This is a genomic window from Lachnobacterium bovis DSM 14045, assembly GCF_900107245.1.
GTDB lineage: Bacteria > Bacillota > Clostridia > Lachnospirales > Lachnospiraceae > Roseburia > Roseburia bovis.
In genome coordinates this window covers 1-11,069 of sequence record NZ_FNPG01000020.1, presented here as the reverse complement: position 1 = coordinate 11,069, position 11,069 = coordinate 1, and the positions used below count along the sequence as shown (strand labels likewise).

The window sequence follows — 11,069 nt, the reverse complement described above, 5'->3', positions numbered from 1 at the left end:
CTTATGCATCCTCCTTAATTTTCCACTCTTGTGCCCCTTTTTGTGCACTCCACATTTTTTTATACTCATCACATTTTTCTAAAAGTTCCTTATGACTTCCTTTAGCAACAATATTTCCGTTGTTTAAAACCACAATTTGATCTGCACTTACGATGGAAGGAAGTCTGTGTGCAATTATTATCACAGTCTTATCTTGTATAACATGAGATATGGCTTCATTCATCTTTTCTTCATTCTCAGGATCAATAAACGCCGTAGCCTCATCAAGTACAATAATTGGTGAATTCTTTAAAATTGCTCTGGCAAGTGCTATCCTCTGTCTTTCGCCTCCAGAAAGCATTTTTCCGCTATCACCAACTTTTGAATCAATACCTTCTGGTAATTTATTCAAAAATTCCATACACTGTGCTCTTTGAGCTGCTTCTAAAACCTCTTCTCTCGTAGCCTCTGGTTTACCAATTAAAATGTTTTCAAAAATTGTAGTATTAAACAAAAACTGCTCTTGTGAAACAAACGAAATCTGATTGTTCAAAGCTTCAAGACTAATCGTAGTGATATCCTGTCCTCCGACTTTAATACATCCGCTATCAATATCATAAAAATGCACTAACAATTTTGCTAAAGTTGATTTTCCGCTACCTGATTCTCCCACAAACGCAGTCATTGAGTTATCTTTAATATCCAATGAAATTCCATGAATAACTTCCTGTGATTTATATGAAAATCTTACATTTTCAAAATTGATATCATGCTTTGTTCCTTGAAAGTTCTTTTCACCTACCTTCAAGCTTTCACCTTCTGTTAATTCTTCTAAAGTTTTAACCTTAAACCTAATCTGTGGTAAAGTTGAACCGAAACTTCCAACTTTTAAAAGTGGTCCTACTATGGATATTGTCAAACAAATAACAAGAGCAAACTGTGAAATTGTAAGTGTTCCATCATTAATAAATTTCACTCCTGCTGGTAATGAAAGCACTGTCATACATGAGAATAAACTTGTTGTTATTGCTAAAAATGGCCAACATAATTTGTACCATCCAAGAGTATAATCTCTGTAGCTAGCAATATCCTGTCTATATTTTTTAAAAGACTCTTCATTACGATTAAAAACTTTTATTACTTCCATTCCATTAATATACTCAATAATCGTATTGTTCATTCTAGCTGCAGACGCATAATATTCATTCATCTTTTTTACACATGAACCAAACATCACAAACATAACTATCATTGAAACAACTAAGGATGCCAAACTCAATAATGCCATTCTTACATCTACAACAAACATTGTGACACATAAAACAATTACGCCTAAAGCATTTGCAAACCCTTCAGGAAGTGCATGTGCCAAAAGAAGTTCCAGACCGTCTATATCATCTGTAAACATTTTTTTTAATTGTCCTGTTCCAATATCCTGAATTTTTCCAAGAGGCATTCTCTCTATTCTTGACTGAACGTATTCCCTGATATTTTTTAATGTATAAAACGCTCCTTCATGCGAAAACTGAAGTCCATAACAATAAAGAACACGATACATAAAAAGACATGCAAATAATAATAGCGTTCTTGATATTGCAAACGATACTTCTAGTTTTTGATGGTTTAAGAGTGGCTCAATTAATTGATATGCAAATAGATATGGAAGAACTGATAACAACACCCCCACTGTCATAACAATCATTGCCATAATTGTTTTTTTCTTATACTTTCCTGAATACTTAAATACATATGAAATCATTTTATTATTCCCTTCTTAATTATTTTTCATTAACCTTAAACACTTTACATGAAACTCTCTTACATAAAATTCAATTTTGTCTCAATATTAGCATTAACTAACTTTGGTGTCAATACTCTAATTTTTCATATTTGATATTTTTTTAAGTAATCAAAACAAATTCTTTTATAAGAATAAAAAATCGAGAGTAAGCTCATCACCTACTCTCGGTTTCAGTTATTTTTAATATCATAGCTATTACTATAAATTTTTATATGCTTCTTTACAATCTTTCTTTACAACCTTTTCTTTTTCTTTTGAAATTCCCTTTTCAATAAGCTCCGCTTGTTTTGCACTTGAATACTCATTTATATTCTCAACATAGCTACCTTTAACTTTTAATTTGCCTTTTAAAAATTCTTGTTGATATTGATATTTTATGTATTCTAACTGATAATTCATAAATACTCTTTTACTATTACGCAAATATTCTTCAAAAGAGTATCCTGCTTTTTTAAAAGCAATATCGATTTTTTTATATTTTGAATTTTTCTTAAAATTTTTAATTTCGTCATTAATATACTTTTCAAAATCACTCTTAGAAGCGGTTAAGTTATCTTTTTTTCCATTTTCATACTCTGCATTAATATCAAGTACAGTTTTAGTTGCTTCTTTATCAGCATCAGCCCCTTTTACATCATTATTTAATAATGAAATACAACTGCTTTGATACATTTCGCGATCACTAAATTTATTCTTTTTACAATATTTAATAAACTCAACATTCTTAGCATACTTTAATAAATCATCATAAAATTCATCTGAAAGAATAATTTTAGCACGAAATTCATAAATCTTAGAGCTTTTTTCTATATCCACTAACTCATCAATCTTTTCTATACCTGTATATAATTCTCCAGACTCTGTCTCAAAATATGATGTATTTCCCTTTTTAAAAAATTTAAAAGTAACGATTTTATCATTCTTTTCTACAATTGAAAAAACATAATAAGGAGCGTTAGATTTATTTTTCATATTATGAAATCTGCTCAGTGGTTTAGCATTTTCAATAGATTTTTTCCAAACCTGTTCATATTCCGAAACCTTTGTTGGTTTTCCCTGTACAATTAAACCATTATACTGTATAAGTTCTATTTCAGAATCACTAGGTAATTTAATTTTACTAGGCTTTTTAAACAACCAAACACCAACAATTACAAGTAGAACCGTAAAAACAACTCCTACAAATGCAAACGTTTTTTTCTTCAAAATATTATTCCTCCCTTTGTTATTTTATAATCCTATTTTAACACTAGTTGAATTAAAAAAAAGAAGTATAGCAAAAATAGCAGAAAAAAGACAAATTTTGTTGTATCAATTTTCTGCTACAGTAAATGTTCTATCATGACTCATATTTTTTTTTAACGCAGCTAGCAAACATTTCTCATGTATTTCCTTACTTGTACTACGCGAAATATTTAATCTTATTCCGTTAGATAAAATAATTATGTTTTTATCAATCCCTTGAATAAATCTTTTATTTACTAAATAACTCTTATGAATTCTAAAAAACATATCCGTTGCCAAATACTCTTCTATATCATTTAATTTTGCATACATATGAATATCTTTATGAATTGTATGTAAGATTAATTTATGCCCACAACTTTCGCAATAGATTATATCTTCTATTTTTATATTTGTTAAAAAATCTCTTGTGTTTTTATCAAAAATACTAGCTTGCTTTTCATCTTTTTTTAACATAATAACTAGTCATAACGCCTCCCTTAAAACTCCTTACTCTATACATACTAACTTAAATATTTATTTTCATTATAGCACTATTTTTATAAAACAGAAGAGAAATTTCTTTTCCACTGCATTTATATGTAGCGTATCAACCCGTTTTTAAGAACCCTAACTCTATTTTTGATAATTTCATTTTGCCCTTGTTTAATACTGGAAACATAAATAACAAAAACAATACACTCTTATCAATTCTAAAAAACATATCCGTTTCCTACAACAATATATCTTTCTATATAATAAAATAGCCAACAATTCCTGCACCTATACCACACAGTGCACCTACAACCACATCTATAGTAAAATGAACCCCGCTAATAACTCTTGTTACGGCTAAAACTATTCCAAATATACCAATTGATATTCCTATCCATTTAATATCTAATAATGCATAATATGTAATTGCTAGCATGAATATTGAAAATACATGTCTACTTGGAAATGATTTCCCTTTTGTATCTTTTTTTATTACTGACGATTTTTCAAAAACTTCATATGGTCTAGGTGCATTAATCATTCTTCGTATTGCCGTTAAAACACTAAATGAAATTAATGGAACCAATATTCCTCTTAAAAAAAATTGATGATTTTTCCACAATAGATACGCCAAAAAACATGGATAACTAACAAAAACAATCCCAGTAATCAACTTATTGACTACCTGGATTGTTTTTGCTCTAAATGAATTGGCATTGAAAAAATCTATCATATTTATATATGTATCTCTTTTCATAGTCAACCCTCTATATTCTATTTGCCTTCGTAAGAAACGATTGATTCTACATCGTAATCTTTTAATTTTTCTCTGCCGTTCAAGCCCTTAAGCTCTAATAAGAACAACATCTTAACAACTTCACCACCGAGTTGTTCTACTAATTTAGCAGCAGCTTCGATAGTACCACCTGTTGCAATTAAGTCATCGATTAATACAACTTTTTGTCCTGGTTTGATTGAATCCTTATGAATTTCAATTGTTGCTGAACCATACTCAAGGTCATATGACTGAGAAACTGTTTCACAAGGAAGTTTTCCAGCTTTTCTAACTGGAATAAATGGCTTATGCATAGCGTATGCTACTGGTACGCCAAAAATAAATCCTCTTGATTCCGTACCTGCAACAATGTCAAAATCAACATTCTCTAAGGCCTTAATCATCTCGTCAATTGCTAACTTTAAACCATCAGCATCCTGTAAAAGACTTGTTACATCTCTAAAAACAATGCCTGGTTCTGGGAAATCTGGAATACTTCTGATATATTCTTCAACTGTTTTCATTTAAAAAGCGTCCTCTCTTTTATCCTTATTTATAAACTACTGGCCGAGACAGCCTAAATATTATAAACCTTTTTATAATATTTTTCAAGTATAACAAACTTAAATATTATATAAGACTATCGTCGAATATTACATAAGATTTTCGTCATAAATAGCTCTTTGTCCACCTACGAATTTAGGTCTTCTTCTAGCACATAAAAAGCTGGCTTCTCCAATTTTATTAAAAGAAATACGAAGTGGCACAACAACTGGTTTAATGTGCATTCCAATTAATGTTCCACCAATATCAATACCTGCACTTGCCTGCTGTTTTAAGCTTTCTACTGCTACTGCATCTTTCATTAATTTGTATGCATTTGTACCAAATGATCCTCCTGCTTTTGGCTGAGGAATCACGTTAACTTCTTCTAAATTGAATTTCTCACAAGTTGTTCTTTCAACAATTAATGCTCTGTTTAAATGCTCACAACACTGCGCTGCAAGAAGAACACCTTTTGTATCTAATGCCTCTTTAATGCCTTCATAAATTGAAGTTGCTATATCATAATTAGAAAAAGTACCAATCTTCTGTCCACAAACTTCACTTGTTGAGCAACCAACAACAAACAAATCTCCTTCTTTTAATTTGGCTTCTTCAATTATTTCTAAAACTGCTTTTCTACTTTGATTTTTAATGTTTTCTAATTCCATGACACAATCTCCTTACATAATCTATCGTCAATTTATACATAATTTTTTATATTTTTACAATCCATGGTTTTTCTTCATTTAATCCCATCTCAAATAGTTCAACCATTTGATCGTTATATTCATCTTTTGGTCTATATTTTTTTAAAATAGTAATCAAATACTCCTCTTCAGGTGAATCGCCCTGAAGTATTTCAAGTTTATCTGCTATTTTTTCTTTTAACTCAACAGGCTTCATGTCGCTGCTACAATCAAGATTGTATTTTTTATGCAAAAAACCAACACTATAATAGAATTCATAGTTTCCTAACATCGCAGATATCTTTTGTTTGCATTTTATTATAACACTCTGTCTAACAATTGATGTAACCATCTTCTCACTTCCTATCGTCACTTGAAATTATATGTATTTTCGTGAATTACTCGGCAACACGTTACCAAACTTCTTGCTTGAAAACACATCGCTTTTTACTTTATTAACTAATTTCATATTATAGCACAAATAAGAGCACTTTTTACCTTATTTTCACCACTATTTTTGTTGACTCACCTTCAAAATAAGATTAATGTATTCTTATAAAAAATTATGGGAGATTATATTTATGACAACTACAAAAGAAATTCTAACTTTAACCGCTGAAATAGGCGATGCAATGCTTAGAAATGGAGCTGAAATTTATCGTGTTGAAGATTCTCTTGTACGAATTTTAAAAGCATATAATATAGAAAACTTTGATATATATGTTTTGTCAAATGGTATTTTTGCCAGCGCTAATGAAGGTCTAGACGATTCATGCAGTATCATTCGTCATACCCCGCTTGGTGATGTTAATTTAAGAAAAATTTCTGCACTGAATCAATTAACTCGCGATATTTGCTGTAAACATTGCGATGTAAAAACTGCTTGGAAGCGACTTGACGAATGTCTAAATAGCCCAAGTCCAGACAAACGACTTCTTTGCTTTTTCTGTGGACTTGGTTGTTCATGTTTTACTTATTTATTTGGAGGAACAATTTTAGATTCTATTATGGCTTTCGTTGCAGGTATTTTTCTTGAAATTTTTCTTTTATACTGTGCCCATCAAAAACTTTCTCGTTTTACAAAAAATGTATTTGCTAGTATAGTTGCAATGACTCTTAGCTTATTACCTCTTTTGTTTGGGCTTAAAATTTCATACGACAAAATTGTTATTGGTGTGATTATGCCTTTAGTGCCTGGTATAACATTTACGACATCAATACGTGATTATTACAACGGCGATTATTTATCTGGCACAATTCATTTAATTGATGCCCTTTTGACTGCATTATGCATTGCAGCCGGAGTCGGTATTGTTATAAGCATTTATCAATCTATAAATGGAGGAGTACCAGTATTATGATTTTAGAATTATTTATTCAATTTTTAATTGCATCTATTGCCACTTTATCCTTTTCTGTTATTTTTTGTGCACCAAGAAAAGAAGCTATATTTTGTGGAATTACAGGTGGATTCGGATGGATTATTTATTTTATTCTAAATAATTATGTTCATTATTCAATTATCGTTGCTGCCTTAATTGCGACTTCAGGACTTGCTATTATTTCTAGATCATTTGCAGTTATTAGAATGCATCCAGCTACAATTTATATTTTACCAGGAATATTTCCACTTGTGCCGGGAGCTGGAATTTACTACACTGCATATTATTTAATTACTAAGCAACATACTCTTTTTGCTCAAAAAGGTCTTGAAACTTTTGAAATTGCATCCGCAATAGTTTTTGGAATTATTTTTGGTTTTGCAATACCTCAGTCTCTATTTGCAAAACTTGGACAGCTTTTTCATCACAAAACGACCTAAATAAACACGTTTATTACAGAATATTCTCGTTTATTACAAAAACTTGAAGTGCAATTATTGAAATAGTATAATTATCGCAGCATAGGCATAAGAGACTATACATCTTGTAAACCTTCATAATATACAAGAATTATTTTAAATATGCAATACAATGAATAGAGAGAATAACACAATGACAATTATGATTTATACTAAAGATAACAAAACAATAAATACATTGACTAAAGAAGCACAATTAAATTTTTCCAAAAATAATCTTGATATTATAACACCTAAAGAAATCGATGATATCATGACGTTTCTAAAAAAAAATGGGCAAAATATCGACATATTATTTTTTGATATCGATTTTTCTTTTTTTAACCATAAAACTCTGCACCTAATTGAAAAATCAAAAAAAATTAGTTATGTTGTTTTTATTGCTGGTAATGATTCACTATTACCCGAATGTTTTTGTTCTAAAACAAGAGGATTTCTTAAAAAACCCCTCACTTCAGATAAATATTTTAAAAAAACGCTATTATTTTTAAAAAAAATAATAGCTTCTAAAAAAAATAACATCCTCTGTTACAATTATTATGGTGAAAAAAAAAGTATTAATGTGAACGATATAGAATTTATAAAGGCTTTTGGAAGATACTCTAATATAATATGCACTAATGAAGAAATTTTTATTTCTAAAAATATCGGTCTCTTAGAAGATAATCTATGTGAGACAGATATTGTACGTATACACAAATCCTACATGATTAACATCAATTTTGTAAAAAAAATTAAATCTAGGTATGTAATTCTTTTATCTGGAAAAATACTTCCAATTGGTGCCAAATTTTCTAAAAATGTTCATAACCTATTACAAAATTCTTGATGTAATAAACACGTTTATTACAGAATATTCTCGTTTATTACAAAAACTTGAAATATAGCATTTGAAATATTATACTCTTAATGTAATAAGTTTGAAAATTTACTAGTCTATTTTTTCTATAGTAAATTTTCATAAATATAATATTTTTAAGGAAGAGAGGATTTAGGTATGAACAAAATTAGTAAAAAATTGATAGCATTTGGAGGTGCTAGTGCATTAGCACTTTCATTATTGTTAACACCAGCAAACACTGTTAAGGCATCAGGAGTTGTTAATTATAAATAACGTTTAACTTATTTATATTTAGGTGTTCATCATAATTTATTAAATAAACTATGATGAACACTTTTAAGAAAGGAATTGAATATGGAATATATCAAGTTAGAGAATCTAACCAAAAAAATAAAGGGAAATATAGTATTAGATAAAATTAACATAGAATTCGAAAAAGGGAAAATATATGGAATACAAGGTCATAATGGTTGCGGAAAAACAATGCTATTAAGAGCGATTGCCGGATTAATTGTTCCTACAACTGGTAACGTTATAATAGATGGAAAAATTATTCATAAAGATATTGATTTTCCTCCTAAAGTTGGAGTTTTAATTGAAAATCCTATGTTCTGGAAAAACTATACACTTAAAGCAACTCTAAAAACACTTGCTTCTATAAAAAATGAAATTGGTGACAAAGAAATAGAAGATGCAATAGAGCGAGTAGGTCTAAAAGGAAAAGAACAAACTTTAATCCGTAAATTTTCTTTAGGAATGAGACAACGCCTTGGAATCGCCCAAGCAATAATGGAAAAACCCGATTTATTATTATTAGACGAACCTACAAATGCATTAGACACTGATGGAAATCAACGTTTAGAACAAATCTTAAAAGAAGAAAAATCAAACGGAACTACTGTAATTGTTGTCAGCCACAGTTTAGAATGGTTAAAAGATTTATTTGATGAAACAATTACAATGGAAAATGGAAAAATTTTAAAAGAACAAACTAAATATACTAAAAAGGGAGATGACCTAAGTGCATAAAAAAATAAAATTACTGTATGGATTAGTGACTCTTATAATAGTTGTTACTAGTCTTTTTTTTGGTATAGCAATAAAAAAAACATGGAAAAATGATTTGTTATTTATTCCATCTAACGATTATGGCAACTATACCGTTTGTTTCGATGAACTTTTTGAAAATGAAGCAAAAACACCCGCTCAAATACAAAATTTTAACACTCTCTATAAAGATGCAGACGTGATTGTACGTGTTAATATTGGAAAAAATACCAAACATCATAAAACCTATCAGTCAAGTTATGTTGAAGGAAAAGTTAAAGAAATATATAAAGGAAAAGTTATTGAAGACAAAATAAAAATTGTCGAATCAATTTTTATTGCAAACAAGCACTTAAGCGGTGCAGAAGGATCTCTCTTCTTTAACAATGGCGAAGATTATATTGTTTTTCTGAGGAAATATCCCGGTGACATGTATGGTAAATATGATAATACCTATGTTTTAACCACTGGAAGCATAAGCAAATACCATGTTACAAAAGATACTGTAGATGGTAAATGCTTTTTAATGACACAAAAGCAATCAGATAATTCTTCATTAAAATATAAAGAATTAAAAAAATATGATTCATTCACGTTGGATCCGAACGTTGTTGAGTTTTACGATAGTAACAAAAAAAATATAAATGATATTTTAAAGAAGGTGTAGATTATGAAATTCGAGATAAAAAAACTTTTAAATAGAAATGAATTATGGATTGCTTTTTTAGTACTGTTAACAGCAGGATGTGGAGATTTTATCTACACCATTAATATGTACCGGGGATATTACTTAAGCGAGATTCTAACACCCATTTCCCTATCTGTATTAGATAGCTTTACCAATTCTCCTGCAGAACTATTTTTCTCTCTGTTACTTCCTGTTATTAGTTGCTATATAGGCTCCTCTATAGCCGTTGAAGAACGCAACAATGAAATAACTGCATGTATTTATACACGAATAAGCAAAAAAAAGCAAATTATAAAACAAGGTCTAGCAGTTGCATTTATGTCTAGCATAGTTTTTACAACTGCATTATTGGTTAATCTGATTTTGATAACTTTATTTTTTCCAGCTGAAGGCATTAATTTTTTCTCTCAACCAGAACAATATATTTTATCTCAATCAGATTATTGGATATTTGAAGATTTAATAAAATATCGCCCTATTCTATATTTAACTCTTACTATATTTTATAGAAGTATGGTAGCTGGTGTTTTTGCATGGTTTGGGTATGGACTATCACATATGTTTAAGTTTTTTAAAAAAACTCATGTTATAGTTGCTCCTTTTATAGTTTTGACAGGATTTGAAATTTTAAGTGTAATACTAAAAAGAATTACAAATATTAATAATTCCTGGACAAGAATAGGATTATATTGTACAACCTATGAATTTAAGGACGTTATACCTACATTAACACTTTTAGGGTTTTTCATTATTACAGGAGCAATCGGCATCTACATTGGAACAAAGAGGGAGGACATATATTAGTGATTGAATATTTACTAAAGAACTATAAAAAAATAATATTTTTTTCTTTCTATATTTTTATAATCCTTTTTGATATAGCTTTGTTTAAAGAAAACGTAATGATATGGAGGCGAGAAGTTTTTACTCTTTTACTAGCATTCCTTTACATTTTCAATATCTCTAGCGATATTGAAAATTTAATGGATTCTACAAGAATTGTCAGAGAAAAAAATAGAATTAAACTTGTATTAAGGGCTAATATTGCTAATTTTAAAACAGCAAGTATTTTTTCTATAATATATATTATCGCAATTAGAATAAACCATATTTTTGAAATAAAAAG

The 11,069-nt window shown here is 29.2% G+C and carries 14 protein-coding genes; 7 read left to right on the top strand and 7 right to left on the bottom strand.

All coding sequences use genetic code 11. The features are described from left to right. Nucleotide 1: 1 nt before the first annotated feature. The 7 genes from BLV79_RS08465 to BLV79_RS08435 form a co-directional block, all read right to left on the bottom strand. A complete protein-coding gene (locus tag BLV79_RS08465) occupies nucleotides 2-1,738 on the bottom strand; it encodes an ABC transporter ATP-binding protein (protein WP_074718069.1) in 1,737 nt (578 codons plus the stop codon). Between the two features lie 240 nt (nucleotides 1,739-1,978). Further along, nucleotides 1,979-2,986, bottom strand: a complete 1,008-nt coding sequence (locus tag BLV79_RS08460; protein ID WP_074718067.1) for a hypothetical protein — start codon at nucleotides 2,984-2,986, stop codon at nucleotides 1,979-1,981. A gap of 105 nt (nucleotides 2,987-3,091) precedes the next feature. Beyond that, nucleotides 3,092-3,481, bottom strand: coding sequence for a LytR/AlgR family response regulator transcription factor (locus BLV79_RS08455; protein WP_074718065.1), 390 nt, complete (start codon nucleotides 3,479-3,481; stop codon nucleotides 3,092-3,094). A gap of 274 nt (nucleotides 3,482-3,755) precedes the next feature. Continuing rightward, nucleotides 3,756-4,256 (bottom strand): phosphatase PAP2 family protein, encoded by a 501-nt coding sequence (locus BLV79_RS08450; protein ID WP_074718063.1) that lies wholly within the window; start codon nucleotides 4,254-4,256, stop codon nucleotides 3,756-3,758. 17 nt (nucleotides 4,257-4,273) lie between these two features. Next, a complete protein-coding gene (locus tag BLV79_RS08445) occupies nucleotides 4,274-4,798 on the bottom strand; it encodes an adenine phosphoribosyltransferase (protein ID WP_074718061.1) in 525 nt (174 codons plus the stop codon). 129 nt (nucleotides 4,799-4,927) lie between these two features. Next, nucleotides 4,928-5,488, bottom strand: a complete 561-nt coding sequence (locus tag BLV79_RS08440) for a TIGR01440 family protein (protein ID WP_074718059.1) — start codon at nucleotides 5,486-5,488, stop codon at nucleotides 4,928-4,930. A 46-nt stretch (nucleotides 5,489-5,534) separates the two neighbouring features. Next, entirely contained in the window at nucleotides 5,535-5,858 is a 324-nt protein-coding gene (locus BLV79_RS08435) for a DUF3837 family protein (protein ID WP_074718057.1), read from the bottom strand. A 229-nt stretch (nucleotides 5,859-6,087) separates the two neighbouring features. On the opposite strand from BLV79_RS08435, the gene BLV79_RS08430 reads away from it, so the two are divergent. The 7 genes from BLV79_RS08430 to BLV79_RS12935 form a co-directional block, all read left to right on the top strand. Beyond that, the gene (locus tag BLV79_RS08430) at nucleotides 6,088-6,867 is read left to right on the top strand and encodes a threonine/serine exporter family protein (protein WP_027422431.1); all 780 of its coding nucleotides are present in this window, start codon (nucleotides 6,088-6,090) and stop codon (nucleotides 6,865-6,867) included. Further along, nucleotides 6,864-7,328, top strand: a complete 465-nt coding sequence (locus BLV79_RS08425; RefSeq protein WP_022749857.1) for a threonine/serine exporter family protein — start codon at nucleotides 6,864-6,866, stop codon at nucleotides 7,326-7,328. Before BLV79_RS08430 ends, BLV79_RS08425 begins: the two co-directional genes overlap by 4 nt. 172 nt (nucleotides 7,329-7,500) lie before the next feature. Further along, nucleotides 7,501-8,196 (top strand): LytR/AlgR family response regulator transcription factor, encoded by a 696-nt coding sequence (locus tag BLV79_RS08420; protein ID WP_074718055.1) that lies wholly within the window; start codon nucleotides 7,501-7,503, stop codon nucleotides 8,194-8,196. Between the two features lie 366 nt (nucleotides 8,197-8,562). Continuing rightward, the gene (locus BLV79_RS08415; protein WP_074718053.1) at nucleotides 8,563-9,237 is read left to right on the top strand and encodes an ABC transporter ATP-binding protein; all 675 of its coding nucleotides are present in this window, start codon (nucleotides 8,563-8,565) and stop codon (nucleotides 9,235-9,237) included. After that, entirely contained in the window at nucleotides 9,230-9,922 is a 693-nt protein-coding gene (locus BLV79_RS08410; protein WP_074718050.1) for a hypothetical protein, read from the top strand. The genes BLV79_RS08415 and BLV79_RS08410 overlap by 8 nt, the downstream gene beginning before the upstream one ends. 3 nt (nucleotides 9,923-9,925) lie before the next feature. Continuing rightward, nucleotides 9,926-10,747, top strand: coding sequence for a hypothetical protein (locus BLV79_RS08405; RefSeq protein WP_074718048.1), 822 nt, complete (start codon nucleotides 9,926-9,928; stop codon nucleotides 10,745-10,747). Beyond that, nucleotides 10,747-11,069 (top strand): hypothetical protein (locus tag BLV79_RS12935; RefSeq protein WP_207645670.1); only part of this gene is annotated, 323 nt, incomplete at its 3' end. The genes BLV79_RS08405 and BLV79_RS12935, both read left to right, overlap by 1 nt.

What these genes read in the sequence shown, in the direction of transcription:
- BLV79_RS08465 (WP_074718069.1), bottom strand. Translation starts at nt 1,738, where the DNA reads ATGATTTCATATGTATTTAAGTATTCAGGAAAGTATAAGAAAAAAACA.
- BLV79_RS08455 (WP_074718065.1), bottom strand. Translation starts at nt 3,481, where the DNA reads ATGTTAAAAAAAGATGAAAAGCAAGCTAGTATTTTTGATAAAAACACA.
- BLV79_RS08450 (WP_074718063.1), bottom strand. Translation starts at nt 4,256, where the DNA reads ATGAAAAGAGATACATATATAAATATGATAGATTTTTTCAATGCCAAT.
- BLV79_RS08445 (WP_074718061.1), bottom strand. Translation starts at nt 4,798, where the DNA reads ATGAAAACAGTTGAAGAATATATCAGAAGTATTCCAGATTTCCCAGAA.
- BLV79_RS08440 (WP_074718059.1), bottom strand. Translation starts at nt 5,488, where the DNA reads ATGGAATTAGAAAACATTAAAAATCAAAGTAGAAAAGCAGTTTTAGAA.
- BLV79_RS08435 (WP_074718057.1), bottom strand. Translation starts at nt 5,858, where the DNA reads ATGGTTACATCAATTGTTAGACAGAGTGTTATAATAAAATGCAAACAA.
- BLV79_RS08430 (WP_027422431.1), top strand. Translation starts at nt 6,088, where the DNA reads ATGACAACTACAAAAGAAATTCTAACTTTAACCGCTGAAATAGGCGAT.
- BLV79_RS08425 (WP_022749857.1), top strand. Translation starts at nt 6,864, where the DNA reads ATGATTTTAGAATTATTTATTCAATTTTTAATTGCATCTATTGCCACT.
- BLV79_RS08420 (WP_074718055.1), top strand. Translation starts at nt 7,501, where the DNA reads ATGACAATTATGATTTATACTAAAGATAACAAAACAATAAATACATTG.
- BLV79_RS08415 (WP_074718053.1), top strand. Translation starts at nt 8,563, where the DNA reads ATGGAATATATCAAGTTAGAGAATCTAACCAAAAAAATAAAGGGAAAT.
- BLV79_RS08405 (WP_074718048.1), top strand. Translation starts at nt 9,926, where the DNA reads ATGAAATTCGAGATAAAAAAACTTTTAAATAGAAATGAATTATGGATT.